Origin of the sequence: Subtercola boreus, assembly GCF_003399645.1 — a bacterium.
In the GTDB taxonomy this organism is placed as follows: domain Bacteria; phylum Actinomycetota; class Actinomycetes; order Actinomycetales; family Microbacteriaceae; genus Subtercola; species Subtercola boreus_A.
In genome coordinates this window covers 46,762-63,936 of record NZ_NBXD01000024.1, presented here as the reverse complement: position 1 = coordinate 63,936, position 17,175 = coordinate 46,762, and the positions used below count along the sequence as shown (strand labels likewise).

The window sequence follows — 17,175 nt, the reverse complement described above, 5'->3', positions numbered from 1 at the left end:
CAATACGCATGCCCTGTGGAGCGAATAGGCTGAGGGGTGGCCGGAATGCAAGAAACCGGCAAAGACTTAGAGGAGATCCGCACATGCCAACCGGCAAGGTCAAGTTCTACGACGAAGAGAAAGGCTTCGGCTTCATCAGTTCCGATGACGGCCAGGAGGTCTTTCTGCATGCGTCAGCGCTGCCCGCGGGAGCGAGCGTCAAGGCGGGCACCAAGCTCGAGTTCGGCATCGCCGACGGCAAGCGCGGTGTGCAGGCCCTCTCGGTTCGTGTGCTCGAAGCCCCACCGAGCATGGTGAAGCTCAGCCGCAAACCGGCCGATGACATGTCGATCATCGTCGAAGACCTCGTGAAGGTGCTCGACGGCATCGGCACGAACCTGAAGCGTGGGCGCTACCCCGAAGCGAGCCACAGCCGCAAGATCGCCGCGCTTCTGCGCAAGGTCGCCGACGAGCTGGACGCCTGAGGTTGCCTGAGAACGAAAACGCGCTGCCCGACGATGAATTCGTCGCCGTGGTCGACGAGCCCGACGGATCGATCGCCGAGATCGTCTACGAGGCAGATCCCGTGCTGCTCGCCGCGGTCGAGCAGGCTCGCGCTGCGCTCGCCGAGATCGCCCCCGCCGAGACGATCGGCGAGGTCGTCGGGCACGAGGTCGAAGGAGAGCACCTGCTCAGCCTGTTCTTCCAGTCGAAGCTGCCCGGGTACCCCGACTGGCACTGGACCGCGACCCTCGCGCGGGTCGACGAGAACGCCGAGCCGACGGTGCTCGAGGTCGAGATGCTTCCCGGCGACTCCTCGGTGCTGTCGCCCGCCTGGGTGCCCTGGGCCGACCGTCTGACTCCGGATGCCCTCATCGACGACTCGGAGAGCGAGTTCGATGACGACGATGTCGACGAGGAGCTCGACGACGAGCCGTCTGACGGCGGAGACGACGACGACCGCTCCGACGAGGACGGCTCCGAGGATGACGACTCCGACGACGACGACGACGACGACGACGACGATTCGGACGAGGACGACGACGACTCCGAGGACGACGAACCCGACGCCGAAGTCGTCGCGTCACTCGCGCTCCGGCGCGACCGCGACGGCATCGACATCGATTCGATCGCCAATGAGGGCGCCGCCTTCGACGCGACCGACGACTTCGTGGATGCGGGCGACATCGAGGGCCTCAGCGATCCGGATGGCCTCAGCGACGACCGGGCCTACTGACCCGCCAGGGCGTGCACAGCCCGAACGGGAGCGTGCTCAGCCCGGACTAGAGCTTGCTGAGCACGAACTCGATGCAGCCGAGCAGCGCCCGCACGTCGTCGGGTTCGACCGAGACGAAGGTCGCGATGCGCAGCTGGTTGCGGCCGAGCTTTCGGTAGGGCTCGGTGTCGACGATTCCGTTCGCGCGGAGCGCCTTGGCGATGGCGGCCGCGTCGATGGAGTCGTCGAAGTCGATCGTGGCGACGACCTGCGAGCGGTGCTCCGGGTTCAGCACGAAGGGCGTGGCGAAGCTCGACGCGTTGGCCCAGTCGTAGACGGCGGAGGTCGATTCCGCGGTGCGCGCTGAGGCCCAGGCCAGGCCGCCGTTGTCGTTGATCCACTTCACCTGGTTGTCGAGCAGCAGCAGCGTGGCGAGGGCCGGGGTGTTGAGGGTCTGATTGAGCCGGGAGTTGTCCAGGGCGTTCTTCAAGCTCAGGAACTCCGGGATGTACCGGCCGGATGCGGCGATCTGCTCGACCCGCTCGATGGCGGCGGGAGAGAAGAGGGCGAGCCAGATGCCGCCGTCGGAGGCGAAGTTCTTCTGCGGCGCGAAGTAGTACACATCGGCCTCGGCCGCGTCGAAGTCGATGCCGCCGGCAGCGCTGGTCGCATCGATCACGGTGAGCGCGCCGGCATCCCCGTGCACCCGATGGATCGGCGCCATCACGCCGGTACTCGTCTCGTTGTGCGGCCAGGCATACACGTCGACGCCCTCGACGATCTCGACCTCACCGCGCGAACCGGCGGGTGCGTCGACGATGTGCGGCTTCTGCAGCCAGGGCGCACCCGCCGCCGCCGCGAACTTCGAGCTGAATTCGCCGAAGGTCAGGTTCTCGCTGCGGTTCAGGATGAGACCGAAGGCAGCCGCGTCCCAGAATGCAGTGGAACCACCGTTGCCGAGCACCACCTCGTAGCCTTCGGGGATGCGAAACAGCTCGCCGAGCCGCGAACGAACATCGCCGACCAGGTTCTTCACCGGTGCCTGGCGGTGCGAGGTACCCAGGATGGCGGCCCCGCGTGCCGACAGGTCGGCCAGCTGCTCCGCCCTGATCTTCGACGGGCCCGAACCGAATCGGCCGTCGGTGGGCAAAAGGGCGCTGGGAATCTCGATCGCGGGCATGGCCCCTAGTGTACTGACGGCCGGTGCCACGCCCGGATCGACGGCCAGTAGTCTTGTACCCTACGTGCGCAAGAAGCTAGGAGCGGCCGTTGGCGGATCTGATCGACACCACAGAGATGTACCTCAGGACCATTCTTGAGCTCGAAGAAGAGAACATCACGCCCCTGCGCGCGCGCATCTCGGAGCGTCTCGGGCACTCCGGGCCGACAGTGTCGCAGACGGTCGGCCGCATGGAACGCGACGGTCTCGTCGTCGTCTCGACCGATCGGCACCTCGAGCTGACCGTGCCCGGGCGTCGGAAGGCGATCCACGTGATGCGCAAGCACCGTCTGGCCGAGCGGTTGCTGAGCGACGTCATCGGGCTCGACTGGGAGTTCGTGCACGAAGAGGCATGCCGCTGGGAGCATGTGATGAGCGAGCAGGTGGAGCGGCGCATCCTCGAGATGCTCGACCACCCGACCGAATCGCCTTACGGCAACCCGATTCCCGGGCTCGAGGAGCTCGGCGACATGGCGGCCATCCCGTTCACGCGGGGCGTGGTCAACATCGTGACGCTGGTGCACGGAGCGGTCGGCCCGCAGACCAAGGTCATCAAGCGTCTCGGTGAACCGGCCCAGGTCGACCCCGAGCTGCTGCTGCAGTTGAAACAGTCCGGAGTGGTTCCGGGCAACAGCGCAGCTTTTTCTGCCGCCGGCTCCTACGTGCTCGTCGAGGTGGAGGGGTTCGGCCAGGGGCTGGAACTGCCGAACGAGGTCGCCAGTCACATCTTCGTCGGCATCTGAGGCCATGCAGTCGTAAACCTTCGTTACCAATTTGTTGCAAAGTGGCATTTCGAGGTGACAAAACGGGGGGTCTCCCGTACCATCGAACAAGTCCACGGGGCCCGTACTCACGGCTCACTGCCCGACAAAAGACGAACCAAACAAAGACACAGACAAACCCGCGCAGGGTGGCCGCATCGTCAGATGCTCCGCACAGCGTCGGGGCTGCGACCTAGACCCGCAGCGTGCCGGAGGAATTATCTTGCCCCTTTCGAGCGACTCGCTCGACTCGCCAGAGTCGAAGCACAACCCGAAAAGCATCACCCGCACCCGCGTCTCGCACGCAAAGCCCCGCTCCAAGCCCCGCATCACCAAGCGCGGCATCGCCAGCACCGTGGTCATGACGGCGGCAGCCGGCCTCATCGCCACGATGGCCCTTCCGGCCTATGCGTTCAGCACGGCGGGGGCATTCGATCCCAGCACGTCCACCGTCGCACTCGAGACCGGCCAGCAGTCGTTGGCCGTCGCCGACACCGCTGTCGACGCAACGATCAGCCGCGACAACTACAAGGCTCCGAGCACAGAAGACCTGGCTGCCGCCAAGGCGAAAGCCGAGGCAGAGGCCGCAGCGGCCGCCGCGAAGGAGGCGGCACTTCGCGTAGCCGCTGTCGCGAGCACGACGGCGACCACGACGGCCACGTCGACCACGTCGTCATCATCCGGCAGCAGCGCGGCCTCGAACAGCGGCCTCATCGTCGACCCGCCCTCCGGCCCGTACAGCGGTGCAGCGGTCGTCGCGTTCGCGCAGCAATTCGTCGGCGTCGTTCCCTATGGTTCCGGCGCAAGCCCCGACACCAGCTTCGGCTGCGACGGGCTCACCCAGTACGTCTTCGGGCAGTTCGGTATAAAGCTGCCTCGCACGGTCAGCAACCAGGCCGCGATGGGCACACGCATCTCCGCCGCCGATGCACAGGCGGGTGACCTGATGGTCTACCCGATCGGCCACATCGGCATCTACGCCGGCGACGGCACCATGATCGACTCGCCCGACTGGGGTCGCTACGTCGAGCACCGGCCGGTGTGGGGCAGCTACTACTTCGTGCGACTGGGTATCTAGACGTCTCCATGTCGACTGTTCCATCATCGAGGCGTGAACGCCGCGAGGTCGAGCGCCTTGAAAGCGAAGCCAGAGAGGCCTCGCTGAAGCCCGCCATCCCGGCGACCGTCGTCGCGCACCTCCTCGGCGGTCGCGAGTCCGCTCTTCCCCCTCAGGTTGTCGTGTCACAGGCCGTCGCATCACAGGTTGTCGTATCACCAGCTGTCGCACCGCAGGCTGCCGTCACGCCACAGGCGGTCGCGCCGCAGCCAGCGCCGGTTCAGGCTGAACGCCCGGTTCTGCCCGCGGAGGTCGTCGCCCACCTGACGGCGACCCGGGCACGCGTTCCCCGGCCCCTTATCGCTGCGCCTCGCGCGGTTGAGCCGTCCAGGCCCGTTTTGCCGAAGGTCTCGAAAGAGAAGCCGTCGAAGAAGCGTCGCGTCGCACGTTTTGCCGTCATGACCGCCGCCGTCGGTCTGATCGCCACCATGGCCCTTCCCGCCTACGCCTTCTCGACCGCAGGCGCCTTCGATCCGGTCGCCGATTCCGCCTCGTTCTCCCTCGGCCAACAGTCGGTGCAGACCGCCGTCGAGCAGGGCGTCGTCGAAATCAACCGCGACGACTATCAGGCGCCGACCGAAGACGAGCTCCGGGCGCAGCAACTGGCCGCCGCAGCTGCTGCGCAGGCCGCGGCACAGGCTGCCGCGCTCAAACTCTCGTCCAGCAGCGCGATTTCGGCAGCCGCCTATCCGACGACGGTGTCACCGGCGGTGCAGGCTCTCGCCCAGACGCTGATGGATGCCGTCGCCCGCGGCCAGCTCGTCGGGTCACGCCCCGATCACATCGAGGAAATCCAGTACCTCGCCTCCGGCCAGGTCGTCGAAGGGTGTGGCGTCGACATCCGTGTGCTCCAGACCATCAAGGTGGCGGTCGACAACTTCGCCAAAGTGGGCGTCAGCGACATCAACCGCCTGTGCACCGGCCAGATCGAGGGTGCCGGCACGAACTCTCCCCACTACAAAGCGGGCGGCGGGCACGCGGTCGATTTCTACATCCTCAACGGGCACAGCCTGACGGGTGGCGATTCCGATTCGATGAAGCTGCTGCGGCTGCTCGACCCGCTCGTTCCGCCGAACACGAACGTGGGCCAGAGCGGCTGCCGCTCGTCGGGTTCGGGATTCGTGAATCTCTCTGAGTTCAGCGACTCCTGCAGCCACCTGCACGTCGACTTCATCAGCGCACGCGGCTCCACGCTCAGCTGACCCGTGTGAACAGTCCGTTACAGCTTGGCGATGCATCAGAAGAAGTCGTAGGGAATCGGCGCAGAATTTGTTAGCCTTCTCGCACTGATATTCCGGAGAGAGCATCGGGAGAGTTCGTGAACCAGGCTGGCAGCATCCCCACCACGGGTGACCGCCTGCTGCGCGCGCGAATACTCAGCAGCATCCACATAGCTCGCGCACGATGCGTGAGGTAAGGCGTTGTCCACGTGACAACGCCTTTTTTTGTGCCTGCCCGCCCGATGGCCGACCGGAGTCTCAGCACCGTGAAACCCCTGGTAGCCGACCAGGGGCCTCGAAAGGGAGAACATGCGAACGCTGGTGCTGAACGCGGGCTATGAACCGCTGGGTGTTGTGTCATTCCGTCGGGCGTTGGTGCTCGTCATGAATGACAAGGCGAGGATCGTCGAGAGTGATGAGGATGCGCCCGTCTGGGCGACGTCGGGAGCGTACGAGCGGCCGTCGGTCATTCTGCTGACGCGGTATGTCAAGGTGCCGAGCTCCCGGCAGGTGCCGGTGAGCCGCCGCGGGGTGCTGCGCCGCGACAACCAGCGGTGCGCCTACTGCGGAAAGTCCGCCACGACGATCGACCACATCCAGCCGCGTTCGCGCGGGGGTAAAGACACCTGGGAGAACCTGGTGGCCTGCTGCCTCAAATGCAACAACATCAAAAGCGACAAGACTCCAGCCGAGATGGGCTGGTCGATCGGCACCCAGCCACGCATGCCGCACCACGCCGGCTGGTTCGTGCGTGGCGTCGAGCGCGCACAGCCCGAGTGGGAGGACTACCTGCACTCCGCCGCCTGACCGGCGGCACGGCCTCAGACGACGCGGATGAAGATGTAACTTCCCCAGAGACCGGGGTTGTGCGTCACGTACCGGCCCCAGTCGGGGGAGTGGATGACACCGCCGTGGCCGTCATAGATGCCGATGTGCGCGTTGGGCCACACGACGAGGTCTCCCGCGCGCACCTCCGACGACGACACCCGCACGCCCATGGCGGTCTGCGCGCTCACGAGTCTCGGCAGCCTGATGCCGAAGTGTCCGTAGACCCACTGTGTGAGGCCATCGCAGCCGAAGCTGTCGTTGGGGTTTGCGCCCCAGCCGTAGGGCACCACGCCGACATACTGCTGTGCATACGCGACAACCGCGTTGCCGTCGAACGGTTGCGTCGGTGCATCGGTGATGGGGGCGGGGGAGCTGCTGCCGCCGCCCGAGCTGCCGCCGCTGGAGCCACCGCTGCTGCCTCCCGAGCTGCCGCTGCCCGAGCCACTGCCGCCGCCCGAGCCACTGCCGCCGCTGCTGCTGCTTCCGCTGCTTCCGCCGGATGAGCTGCCGCCCTGGTTCGCGGCTGCTGCCGCTGCGGCCTGCGCGTCGGAGGCGGCCTGCGCCGCGGCGCGGGCCTGCTCTTCTTCGAGCTTGCGCTGCTGCTCAGCGGCCACGCCCGCGGTGTACTGGGCCTCGGTCGTGATCGCGTCGCTGGTCAGAGCGGCGAGCTGCACCGTCATCTCGTCCTGGTGCGCTTCCTGCTCGAGCAGGGCAGCTTTGACACCCTGCTGGGCCGAGACCGCGTCGGCGAGGGAGGAGGCGGCGGCATCCGCCAGTGACGACAGTGCCTTCTCTGCAACGTCGGCCTGGGCGCTCAGCGAGCTGGCGTTGTTCGCGTCTTCGGTGGCCTCGGCGAAGACCTTCTTCGAGGTCTCGCTCAGTTTCGACATCGCGCCGAGCTGGTAGAGCAGATTGTCGCTCTGCTCGCCCGAGACCAGGAGCTTCATCGAGAGGTCGGTGCCGGCGGAGCGCGCGAACTGCGCGGTGAGTCCGGCGGCCTGTTTGCGCGACGTCTCTGCCTTCGCCTGGGCTTCGCCGGTCTGCAGTCGCAGTTGGTCGGCCTTGAGCGTGCCTGCGGCCAGAGCATCCTGAGCTGCCTCATTGGCAGACCACGCCCTGTCGGCCACGGCCTGGGCGGCCGCAACCTCGTTCTGCAGACCCGAGATGAGGCCCTGCAACCGGGAGATCTCGGCCTGCTTCGACGCTTCGTTCGAGCGCGCGGCGACGACATCGCTCCAGCTCGGATAGTTGTCGGCGTATGCGCCTGTCGAGCCGGTGATGCTGCCGGCGACGGCGAGTGCGGTCACCGAGAGGCCGACGACCAGAACTCTCCACGGGGCGCCGCGACGTGCGGGGCGGCGGGGGGATGACGACATGGATCCTCGAGTCTGCTCACGTTCGTCACAGAAGTAACTCCAGTCACAAGAGTCACACCTACAACACCAACAACATCGACCACAGTAGCAACACACCGGCGTGTTGCCTACAGTTTGCTGGGTACAGGGCCGAATTCCGGGCGCGTCGCAACACCGGAACCATCGAGAGAGGGTGTATTCGCCTAGAAGTCGTCGACGTGCAGGTGCGTACAGGTGTCGGCGAAGTCGGAGAAGTTCTTCAGGCTGGGCTCGCTGCCCGCCGAGCTCCGGCAGTTGCGCTGGCCGAGGCCCGACCCGTACGGCATGATCGGGTCGAGCGTCTTGATGAGCGCGATCGAGGCGCCGTTCGAGCCGTTCAGGCCCACCCCGCCCGCAGAGATGAAGTCGACCGCGTGCCCGCCGCCGTTGCGGTAGTGGGCGGATGCTGTACCGGCACCCTCGATCTGCCCGGTGCAGCGCCGGCTGATGTCACTCACGGCCGCGCTGCCGAACGCCCGCACGGCGGTGACCATGGCCTGCAGGATGACCGTGTCGATGCCGCAGTTCGGAACGGACTTACCGGCAGCGATGAATTCGATCTCGAAGATGTGGTCGGGGTAGGAGCCGCGGAACTGTCCGCTCGCGACGTAGTCCATCAGCTCCTGGGCGAGGGCCTGCTGGTCGCTGGAGACGGGTCCGACGCTGACGCCGGCACCGGCTGCACGCGCTGCGGCGGCGGCGGCTGCGGCGGCCCGGGCGGCGGCGGCACGCGCTTCGACCCCGGCCTGGTACTGGGCCTCGGTGGTCGCGACATTGCTCTCGAGCGAGGCGAGCTGGGCGTTCAGCTCCTCCTGGTGGGCGCTCTGCTCGGTGAGGGCCGCAATGAGGTCGCGCTGGGCGGCAGCGGCCTCCTCGAGGGCGGTCTGGGCCGCAGCGGCGAGGCCCGCGAGGGCGTTCTTGGCCACCTCGGCCTGGGCGCTCACCGAAGCCGCAGTGTTCGCATCCTGCTTGGCCTGGTCGTAGATGCCCGTGATGGTCTCACTGAGTTTTCCCATCGAGCTCAGCTGCGAGAGCAGATCGCTGGCCTCGGAACTGCTGCTGCCGAGTAGCAGCGAGGTGATGTTCTGGTTGCCCGACTTGGCGAAGGTCGCCGCGATGAGGGCGGCCTGGCGGCTGGAGGTGTCGGCCTTCGTCTTCCAGGTCGCGGCGCTGGCGGCGAGGGTGTCGGCCTTCGACTGTCCGGCGGCGAGCGCGGCCTGCGCTGCGGCGTCTTCGGCGGAGCGCTGCTCGACCAGGGCCTGCGCGGCAACGGCTTTTGCCTGCAGATCAGCGATGATGCGATTGATCGTGTCGACCTCGGCCTGCTTGGCCGATTCGCTCGAGCGGGCAGCCTGCACGTCGTCCCAGCTGGGGTAGTCGTCGGCGAACGCGACGGTCGTCGGGCCGAGCACCGTGCTGACGGCAGTGAGGGCCATCACGAGCAGGGTGGCGGCGAACATCCGGGATCGTGTTGCACGCCGTCGACGCGGGGCTGCGGTGGAGAGAGAAGTCGTCATGGGTCCTCGGGCGCTCGGGTACCGTCTGGTGGGCAGGCACGTCCACAGTCGTGTCTAACATCGGCTGCGCGCTCTGCGGCGCTTCCCGCGCGGTGATTCGTCAACCCGAACGATTGCTGTGCATCCGCTTCTCGGCCTGTAAACTTTCTTCGGTCAGCCTCTGTAGCTCAATGGAAGAGCAAGTCCGTCCTAAGGATTAGGTTGGGGGTTCGAGTCCCTCCAGGGGCACCTATCCGCCGTACTCTCCCGTTGCTTGACGCTCGCGTCTCTTCGTTCTACTCTCATTTACATCGTTGTAATTTACATCGATGTAAACACATGAACGGTACAAGGAGATCACGATGACAACGATGTCGTCTTCCCGGACAACGCCCAGACGACGGATGCGGCGACTCGTCACCGCCGCCGCCGTACTCACCGCCGCACTCATCGCACCGCTCGCGCTGACCTCGTCTGCATTGGCGGTGACGACGGGTAACGGCAGCCTGGTGTACTCGCCCGCCGCCGGAACGTCGTTCAACCCCGAAGGTGGGCAGCCCGCCGGAACGACGTACTCGAAGATGATCGTGCTGAAGAACAGCGGCAGCTCGAACGGCACCCAGATCGTCACGTTCGACCAGCTCGTGCTCGAGAACGGCGTGCAGGTCTACCCGATCTACCGCAGCACGAACAACGGCTCGACGTGGACGAGGATCGCTGCGGTCAAACCGAGCACCCAGTTCCCGACGCTGACGCGCACCGCCCAGCCCTCGCTCTACGAGACCCCGGTGCAGCTCGGTTGGATGCCCGCCGGTACGCTCCTGCTGAGCGGGATGATCATGCCGACCGATCGCTCGAGCAGCCGTCTCGTGATGTACAAGAGCCTCGACCACGGGGTCACCTGGTCGTTCGTCAGCACCGTCGACACCGGGGGGCCCGCGACCTACGATCCCTCGCCCACCTCGACGAGCTCGACAGTCTGGGAGCCGTCGCTGGCGGTCGACGCCAACGGCGGCCTGGTGACCTACTTCTCGGATGAACGCCAGAAGGCCAGCAATGTCCTGCAGGCGGTCAGCTACCGACGCTCGACCGACGGCGGGCTCACCTGGGGCAGCCTGGTGAACGTCTCGGCCCCGAACAACAAGAGCGACCGGCCCGGCATGATCACCGTGACGCGGCTGCCCAACGGCAACTACATCGCCACCTTCGAGGTCGTGAACCGGCCCAGCCAGTCGAACAACACCGCTCCGGTCTACTACAAGATCTCGCCTGACGGGCTGACCTGGTCGCCCACGACGAGCATCGGTACCCAGATCACCCTCCCCAACGGTCGCGGCATCGGGTCGTCGCCCGAGGTGCGCTGGGTTCCGACGGCCGGCAACGCGAACGGGATGATCGTGGTCTCGTCGAAGTGGGGCCTCACCTCCGCAGGCGCCATCGACGGCGGCCAGAACTTCTTGGTCAACCGCAACCAGGGCAGCGGATCGTGGGAGCAGCTCCCGTACGCCGTCACCTACGACGCGGCCGACACCGAGGGCGGCACGTTCAGCGGATTCGCGCAGAGCTTCGACAGCAGCGCCGACGGCAAGACGCTGTACCACGCGACGAACGTCGAGAATCTCTCCACGGGCTACAACGACGTGCGGGTCGGTTCCATCCCGATCAACGCACAGCAGTACGAGGCCGAGTCCGCCACCCGGGTCGACACGACACTGGTCACCCAGGCCGACGCGAAGGGCGGAACCAAGGTCGGCAACATCAACAACGCGACCAGCTCGGTGAAGTTCACGGTCACAGCCGCCACCGCCGGCACCTACACGATGAACGTGCGCTACGACAACGGCACCACCACGACGAGCACGCACAACGTCAGCGTGAACGGCGGGGCGACTTCTGCGGTGTCGTACCCGCCGTCACCGAACTGGGGCCGGTTCCGCTGGGCGCAGCTGAACGTCACCCTCGTCGCAGGCAGCAACACGATCACCTTCACGAAGGGAACGGGTTTCGCCGAGCTCGACCAGATCCAGCTCTACCAGCCCTAAGGGACACGCTTACGGATGGAAGTTTCGAGAACCATCCGTAAGCGCCCCGTGCGGCCGATGCGGAGCGGGCGCGTCAGGGCTCGGTGAAGACCACCGGGACGCAGTCGAGGCGGATGTGGTCAGTGAAGAATCCTCTGCTTTTGTGCCGATGCCAAGTAGTGTTGGCGAAGGAGGTTCCGTCGATCATGAAACTGCAGACCGCCACTTTTCTGGTGGGAGCGTCCTGCTTGGTTGCCATGCTCAGCGGTTGTACCTCTACGGCATCGGTATTCGATTCCGCCGAAGCGGAAACAGATTCGCCGCCAGCTTCGGTCGTCCCCAGCACCTCCATGGTCGCGGGAAGCTCTCGTTTGGTTGGATCCTTCGGCGATGCTCGATATTTCGCTTTTCAGAAGAACACCGGGCCGGGGCCTCGCGAGAATTGCTTACTCGTCGTTCAGTCGGGCGGGGAGGATTTTGTGGCCTCTTGCTCAGCGTCGGGATGGGTGGGGGCCATCTCCCCGACGCTCGGGGAAGCGCGCCTCTACGTCGACGGGGTGCGCGAGGTTTCGGAGAACCAGACGAAGATCTCCAACTGGGTCGTGGTCCTTTCCCCGCCCACCTCATGACTGTTCTCAAACCGTCCTCAGGAAGGATGCGCGGAGGTCGATTCGTCTGCGGGTGGGTCTGCCCGCACATCTCTGGTAGCCGGTTTCGGCGGATCTCAGCGAGGGGTGCCGGAGGCAACAGTCAGGGTTCGGTGAGGACCACGTCGGCGAGGGCGCGGGGGTTCTCGCGGGCGATGAATGCGCGCTCCTGGGCCGCCCATCGCTCCCAGTGCGGTTCGTAGGTCGAACCGTCGCGGGCGAGGGCGCGCCTGCGGCGGGTGGTGCCGTCGAGCTCAACCCAGACGCGCAGGGTGGCGAGGGGCGCGTTCTGGCGGCTCAGGCTCCCCATGCCTTCGACGATGAGGGGCAGGGCCGGGTCGACGGATGACCATTCCGCGGGTCGGGCGGTGGCCCAGTCGTAGCGCTGCCACCGTGGCGCGGCTGGCGCGAGCAGTTCGTCGTGGATGTGGCTGCTCGCTGCATCGAGGCCATCCCAGCCGGGGTAGATGTCATCGAGGCGCACAAGGACGACCGGCGCGGGCCACCGTTCCGCCAAAGCCGTCGCGAGGTCGGTCTTGCCCGAGCCGGAGCGGCCGTCGATCAGCACGACGTGCCGCGTCACGGGGTCTGAGAGCAGAACGGAGAGCAGAGCATCCGCCCGCCCCTCGGCCTGTGGTGAACTCACGAGAACCGAATGGGCAGATAATGAGGCATGGGACTTTTCATTGGAATCATTGTCGTCGGCATCATCCTTCTCGTTCTCGGCATCGCCGTCGAGGCAGCGAAGATTCTGATCTACATCGGTATCGCCGTGCTGATCATCGGTGTAATCGCGACGCTGCTGCGCTACATCCGCAACAAGGCCTAGCGCCCGCCCGGCCGGCAGCCGGCAGCGACGCGCCTCACCCCGCGATCAGCAGGAACACCAGGCCCAGCAGGGCCGGTGTGCCCTGCAGTGCAGCTGCGCGCAGGCGCTCGCGCCCGGTCGACAGCAGCACCAGCGCCGCCAGCACGATCGACGCCGAGGCGAACGCGGCCAGCGTGAAACCGGCCTGGTGGGTTCCGGGCAGGGAGTAGAGCACGAGCCCCAGAGCGGCACCGATGGCCAGGAACAGGTTGTAGAAGCCCTGGTTGTAGGCGAGCGGCGCGGTCGTTTCGGCATCTTCCTGCGAGGCCAGTCCGAAGCGTTTCCAGACGACGGGCCGACGCCACTGCACGCTCTCCATGACGAAGATGTACACGTGCAGAAGCGCCGTGATTCCGATGAAGACGGTGGCGAGGATACCCATCGGGCCAGTCTATGCAAGCGCCACATTCCGGGCTCCGATCGGCGTATTCTGACAGGGCAGACGGCGCCTTGTGAAATGACTCCGGCAGCCGCGCAGTACCGAGAGGAGCACCTATGGCTATCAACGACGACGACATCAGCACCGAACAGGGAGCGGGCGGAGAGGGTCCCGCAGATGGCGGCGCAAACCCGAATGGGCACGATGGCGGAGCCGATGGCTCGGCCAGTGCTGGCGAAGGTCCTGCTGACGGGGGCGCAAACCCCGACGGCCACGACGGCGGAGCCGATGGCTCGGCCGACGACGGGGAAGGTACCGCCGATGGCGGCGCGAACTCCGGTGGCCACGACGGTGGGGCTGACGGATCAGCGTAGTGCCTGATTTCGAGCGCGGGTCGGGAAACCGGCCCGCGCTTTCTCGTGTGTGAAGCACCTTTCCCCACTATCCCAGGAGCACTGAACGACCGATGGATGCACTGCCTGCCCTGACCCGCATGGTCGGCGATCTCGCCCCCACGTTCGGTGCCGACTACTGGTCGACGAAGCCCTACGTCTACGAGTCGCGCGGCGACGCGCAGCGCTTCGACGACCTCTTCAGCGCCGACGCGGTCGACGAGCTGGTGACGTCACGCGGCATCCGCACTCCGTTCATGCGCATGGCGACCGAGGGCACCGTGCTGGCGCAGAAGTCGTACACCGCTCCCGGCGGATTCGGGGCCGAGGTGGGCGATCAGGTCAGCAGCGAGAAGGTGCTCGCCGAGTTCGCGGGCGGCGCGACGATCGTGCTGCAGGGGCTGCACCGCACGTGGCCGCCGCTGGTGGAGTTCACCCGTCGGCTGACCGACGACCTCGGGCATCCGGCCCAGGTGAATGCGTACATCACCCCGGCCTCCTCACGCGGATTCGACCCCCACTACGACGTGCACGACGTCTTCGTGCTGCAGATCAGCGGTGAGAAGCAGTGGCGCATCCACCGGCCGGTGCACGTCGATCCGCTGCGTGACCAGCCCTGGAGCGACCACCGGGCGGCCGTCGCGGCCGAGGCATCCGGCGCCGCTCACATCGACCGCGTGCTGCAGCCCGGCGACGTGCTGTACCTGCCGCGCGGCTGGATCCACTCGGCCGAGGCGCTCGGCGGCACCTCCGTGCACCTCACGATCGGCATCGCGGCGTACACGCGGGCCGATGTCGCCTCCACCCTGCTCGAGGTCATCGGGAAGACGCCGGCACTCCGCGGTTCACTGCCGCTGGGCATCGATTTCAGCGACCCCGCCGAGGTGCAGCCGATCGTCGAGCAGGTGCTGGAGTCTCTGCGCGCCGCACTTGCTGTTCCGGATGATCGTTCCACCGCCGCCCGTCAGGTGCAGTCGGTGGGGGCTGCGCTCGCGCGGCGTCTCGCGACCGACGTCAAGCCCGAACCGGTCTCGCCGCTCGCGACCGTCGATGCGATCGCAGCGCTTTCGGCGACGAGCCGTGTGCGGTGGCGGGGCTCCCTCCGCGCACGGGTCGAGGATGCGGGCGAGACCGTGCGCATCCTCGCCGGTACGAAGGTGCTCGCGCTCCCCGCCGAGGCAGCGTCAGCGGTGCGGGCGCTCGCCGGTGGCGCGCCGACCGCGGTGGGAGCCCTGCCCGGGCTCGACACGGACTCCGCGATCGTGGTGGTGCGGCGACTGCTCCGCGAGGGTCTCGTGGTGCCGGCGTGAGCGGTCTGACCCGCGCGTCGCTCGGCGCGCTCTTCGGCGCGTTGTTCGGCGCGTTCCGCCCCCTCCGTCACCCGTGACGCCCGGCGGTACGCCGACTCGCTTCCCGCTGCAGCCGGCGGAGGGCAGCTCGGGCGTGCCGAGCTCCGGGGGCTTCGCGCTGCGCGGCGAACCGCGGTTGCTCGCGATTCCGCTGTCGTCGACCCGCCACCTCGGCACGGGTTCGCCCGACTGGCTGCCCTGCAGTGACCGCTCCCGCGAGCGCCGCGATCCCCTCTTCGCAACGGGATCGCGCGGGCTGCAGTGGTTCCTGGTCGAGATAGAGGGGTCGTGGGGTGCGAACGCGTTCACCTCCTCCGCGCTCTCTCGGCAGCTGGGACAGCAGCTGGTGTCGCGCATCGAGGCTGCGGGCATGCGTCCGCTGGCGATCAGGCGCACCGGGCGACGCGGGGCGCAGTCTGTTCCGCGCTGGCGGTGGGCATTCGTCGATTCGAGGCCCGGGTTCGAGCAGGTGCGGTGGGGCGAGGTGGATGCACCGGAGCAGCTGCTCGATGTTCCCCTCGACGGCTCCACGGGCATCCACTCGGCGAAGCCGATCTACGGCGTGTGCACGCACGCGAAGCACGATCGCTGCTGCGCGGTGCGGGGGCGCCCGGTCGTGGGGGCGCTCGCGGCGGAGTTCCCCGACGAGACGTGGGAGTGCTCGCACCTCGGCGGTGACCGCTTCGCCGGAACGATGGTGCTGCTTCCCGAGGGCCTCTACTACGGCCGGGTCGACGACGTGGATGCGGTCGACGTCGTCGACCTTGCGCGGGAGGGGCGCGTCGACGAGCGTTTCTTTCGCGGGCGCAGTTCGCTCACGCACGCGGTTCAGGCCGCACAGCACTACGCGCGGCTGCAGTTCGGCGACGACCGCCTCGCCGCCTACGCTCCGCTGGGCGAGGCCCCGGGCGAGGGGGATGGCGTCACCGTCGTGACGCTCGCGGCGGGCTGCGGCGGTGCGGAGGGCGGTGCGGCAGCGGGCGGTGCGGCGGGCGGGACGATCGAGGTCGCGGTCGCCGAGATTCTCTCGCAGCCGCTCCTCAGCAACTGCGGCGCCACCCGCTTCGGCCGCGTGCGCGAGTACGCCCTGGTGTCGCTCACCGTCACCTGAAACCCCAGTCGGGCGCGCGGGCCTCCAGGCGGCCGGCTACGCGTCAGAGGGTGTCGAGGAGGGCGAGCAGCCACGAAGGGCCGAGCACGCGGGCGCCGAGCTCCGTGACGCGGGCAGCAAGCTCGCGATCGGCTGTCACGACGAACACGCGGGCCGCTGCGGCAGGAGTTTCTGCGCCGGGCAGCGCCGCGCCGGGCGCGAGAGCAGCCACCGCATCCACGATGGCCTGGTCGCCGTCGCGTTCGGCCGCCACGATGCGCACCTGTGCGGCGATGTCGGCGGCGCGCGTTCCGCCGGCCAGGGGAGCGGCGGCCGGGTCGCCCGGCAGATCATCCTGAGCCGCATCCTGAGCCGCATCCGGAGCCGGCGCACCCCCCGGAACCTGCGCGCCGCGGGCCTGCCCCTCCACCACGAGCACCACCTCAAGCCACCACCTCGTGTTCTCGACCTCCACGCCGAGCGATGCCGCGTCGAACCCCGTACGACTCAGCGTCAGCAGGGACGCGGCGAGGCGTTCGGTGGCTCCGAGGCGGTCTTTCCACCAGCCGTCGGGGCGGGATCCGACGACGTTCGCCGAATCGACGACGAGCACCGAGCGCCGGCCCAGTTCGGCCCGGAGGGTCGGCCAGCTCGCTCCAAAACCCGGATGAAGCGGCAACTCTGCGACCTCGTCGACGGGCACCCAGCGCACCTCGATGCTCTCGGCATCGGTGACGGCGGCGTCGAACTCTGAGGTGACGTCGACCACCACGGTGGTGTAGCTCCAGAACCCCAGGTCGAGGGTGGAGGTGAGCTTCAGGCGCAGCGCGTCGACGACGACGCCCGCCTCTTCGCTCGCCTCGCGGATCGCGCCCTGCACGGAGGTCTCACCCTCGTGCCGGGCGCCGCCGGGCAGCCCCCAGGTTCCGCCGTGGTGACTCCAGTTGGCCCGGTGCTGCAACAGGATGCCCCGCTCGGCATCGTGTGCCAACAGCCCGGCGGCTCCGAAACGACCCCAGAACTTCGCGCCCGAGCCGTCTTCGACCCAGCCGTCCCCGCTGTTCGGGGCAGACCGCAGGCGGGGAGGAACAAAGGAGTGAGGCGAGGACGTCGCCGGCTCTGACATGACCCAATTCTGTCACCCGCCGGGCGCCCGACACGCGCGGTGTGCGAAACGCACCCCCGCTTCCCGGGATTAC

Annotated in this window: 18 protein-coding genes and 1 tRNA gene; 13 read left to right on the top strand and 6 right to left on the bottom strand. The window is 67.5% G+C overall.

Annotated features, from left to right (window positions below):
* Positions 1 to 83: 83 nt before the first annotated feature.
* Together B7R24_RS11710 and B7R24_RS11705 are read left to right on the top strand one after the other, a co-directional pair.
* Positions 84 to 464, top strand: coding sequence for a cold-shock protein (locus tag B7R24_RS11710; protein WP_116419160.1), 381 nt, complete (start codon positions 84 to 86; stop codon positions 462 to 464).
* A 2-nt stretch (positions 465 to 466) separates the two neighbouring features.
* Complete coding sequence (locus B7R24_RS11705; RefSeq protein WP_253259436.1) at positions 467 to 1,216, top strand: DUF3027 domain-containing protein; 750 nt, start codon at positions 467 to 469, stop codon at positions 1,214 to 1,216.
* 46 nt (positions 1,217 to 1,262) lie between these two features.
* On the opposite strand, the gene serC is transcribed toward B7R24_RS11705, so the two are convergent.
* Positions 1,263 to 2,375: a phosphoserine transaminase gene (gene serC / locus B7R24_RS11700; RefSeq protein ID WP_116419159.1), complete on the bottom strand. Its 1,113-nt coding sequence runs from the start codon at positions 2,373 to 2,375 to the stop codon at positions 1,263 to 1,265.
* An 89-nt stretch (positions 2,376 to 2,464) separates the two neighbouring features.
* Here serC and B7R24_RS11695 point away from each other — a divergent pair, with 89 nt between their 5' ends.
* The 4 genes from B7R24_RS11695 (at position 2,465) to B7R24_RS11680 (ending at position 6,319) form a co-directional block, all read left to right on the top strand.
* Positions 2,465 to 3,157, top strand: coding sequence for a metal-dependent transcriptional regulator (locus B7R24_RS11695; RefSeq protein WP_116419158.1), 693 nt, complete (start codon positions 2,465 to 2,467; stop codon positions 3,155 to 3,157).
* Positions 3,158 to 3,398: 241 nt separating this feature from the next.
* Positions 3,399 to 4,253 (top strand): C40 family peptidase, encoded by an 855-nt coding sequence (locus tag B7R24_RS11690; RefSeq protein ID WP_116419157.1) that lies wholly within the window; start codon positions 3,399 to 3,401, stop codon positions 4,251 to 4,253.
* 8 nt (positions 4,254 to 4,261) lie between these two features.
* Positions 4,262 to 5,494 carry a hypothetical protein gene (locus B7R24_RS11685; RefSeq protein ID WP_147304027.1) on the top strand — a complete coding sequence of 411 codons (1,233 nt, stop codon included), beginning with the start codon at positions 4,262 to 4,264 and terminating at the stop codon, positions 5,492 to 5,494.
* A 327-nt stretch (positions 5,495 to 5,821) separates the two neighbouring features.
* Positions 5,822 to 6,319, top strand: coding sequence for an HNH endonuclease (locus B7R24_RS11680; protein ID WP_116419155.1), 498 nt, complete (start codon positions 5,822 to 5,824; stop codon positions 6,317 to 6,319).
* Positions 6,320 to 6,333: 14 nt separating this feature from the next.
* On the opposite strand, the gene B7R24_RS11675 is transcribed toward B7R24_RS11680, so the two are convergent.
* Together B7R24_RS11675 and B7R24_RS11670 are read right to left on the bottom strand one after the other, a co-directional pair.
* Positions 6,334 to 7,716, bottom strand: coding sequence for a C40 family peptidase (locus tag B7R24_RS11675; protein WP_147304026.1), 1,383 nt, complete (start codon positions 7,714 to 7,716; stop codon positions 6,334 to 6,336).
* Positions 7,717 to 7,898: 182 nt separating this feature from the next.
* Positions 7,899 to 9,251 carry a hypothetical protein gene (locus tag B7R24_RS11670; protein ID WP_147304025.1) on the bottom strand — a complete coding sequence of 451 codons (1,353 nt, stop codon included), beginning with the start codon at positions 9,249 to 9,251 and terminating at the stop codon, positions 7,899 to 7,901.
* Positions 9,252 to 9,407: 156 nt separating this feature from the next.
* Here B7R24_RS11670 and B7R24_RS11665 point away from each other — a divergent pair.
* From B7R24_RS11665 to B7R24_RS17350, 3 genes are all read left to right on the top strand, one after another.
* A tRNA-Arg gene (locus B7R24_RS11665) sits at positions 9,408 to 9,479 on the top strand.
* Between the two features lie 113 nt (positions 9,480 to 9,592).
* Positions 9,593 to 11,272: an exo-alpha-sialidase gene (locus B7R24_RS11660; protein ID WP_253259435.1), complete on the top strand. Its 1,680-nt coding sequence runs from the start codon at positions 9,593 to 9,595 to the stop codon at positions 11,270 to 11,272.
* A gap of 185 nt (positions 11,273 to 11,457) precedes the next feature.
* On the top strand, positions 11,458 to 11,880 hold the full coding sequence (locus tag B7R24_RS17350) for a hypothetical protein (RefSeq protein WP_147304024.1): 423 nt from the start codon (positions 11,458 to 11,460) through the stop codon (positions 11,878 to 11,880).
* A 121-nt stretch (positions 11,881 to 12,001) separates the two neighbouring features.
* On the opposite strand, the gene B7R24_RS11650 is transcribed toward B7R24_RS17350, so the two are convergent.
* Positions 12,002 to 12,544: an ATP-binding protein gene (locus B7R24_RS11650; RefSeq protein WP_253259434.1), complete on the bottom strand. Its 543-nt coding sequence runs from the start codon at positions 12,542 to 12,544 to the stop codon at positions 12,002 to 12,004.
* Between the two features lie 27 nt (positions 12,545 to 12,571).
* Between B7R24_RS11650 and B7R24_RS17605 the strand changes: the two genes are divergently transcribed.
* Positions 12,572 to 12,727 carry a hypothetical protein gene (locus B7R24_RS17605; protein WP_172582803.1) on the top strand — a complete coding sequence of 52 codons (156 nt, stop codon included), beginning with the start codon at positions 12,572 to 12,574 and terminating at the stop codon, positions 12,725 to 12,727.
* Positions 12,728 to 12,761: 34 nt separating this feature from the next.
* Here B7R24_RS17605 and B7R24_RS11645 read toward each other — a convergent pair whose 3' ends face one another.
* Positions 12,762 to 13,148 (bottom strand): DUF1304 domain-containing protein, encoded by a 387-nt coding sequence (locus B7R24_RS11645; RefSeq protein WP_116419150.1) that lies wholly within the window; start codon positions 13,146 to 13,148, stop codon positions 12,762 to 12,764.
* Positions 13,149 to 13,261: 113 nt separating this feature from the next.
* Here B7R24_RS11645 and B7R24_RS11640 point away from each other — a divergent pair, with 113 nt between their 5' ends.
* From B7R24_RS11640 to B7R24_RS11630, 3 genes are all read left to right on the top strand, one after another.
* Positions 13,262 to 13,519, top strand: a complete 258-nt coding sequence (locus tag B7R24_RS11640) for a BatC protein (RefSeq protein ID WP_116419149.1) — start codon at positions 13,262 to 13,264, stop codon at positions 13,517 to 13,519.
* Positions 13,520 to 13,611: 92 nt separating this feature from the next.
* The gene (locus B7R24_RS11635; protein ID WP_116419148.1) at positions 13,612 to 14,847 is read left to right on the top strand and encodes a cupin domain-containing protein; all 1,236 of its coding nucleotides are present in this window, start codon (positions 13,612 to 13,614) and stop codon (positions 14,845 to 14,847) included.
* Between the two features lie 73 nt (positions 14,848 to 14,920).
* Positions 14,921 to 15,997, top strand: coding sequence for a sucrase ferredoxin (locus B7R24_RS11630; protein ID WP_253259433.1), 1,077 nt, complete (start codon positions 14,921 to 14,923; stop codon positions 15,995 to 15,997).
* A gap of 43 nt (positions 15,998 to 16,040) precedes the next feature.
* Here the strand turns inward: B7R24_RS11630 and B7R24_RS11625 are convergent, their stop codons facing one another.
* Positions 16,041 to 17,102, bottom strand: a complete 1,062-nt coding sequence (locus B7R24_RS11625) for an NUDIX domain-containing protein (protein ID WP_116419147.1) — start codon at positions 17,100 to 17,102, stop codon at positions 16,041 to 16,043.
* Between the last annotated feature and the right edge of the window lie 73 nt (positions 17,103 to 17,175).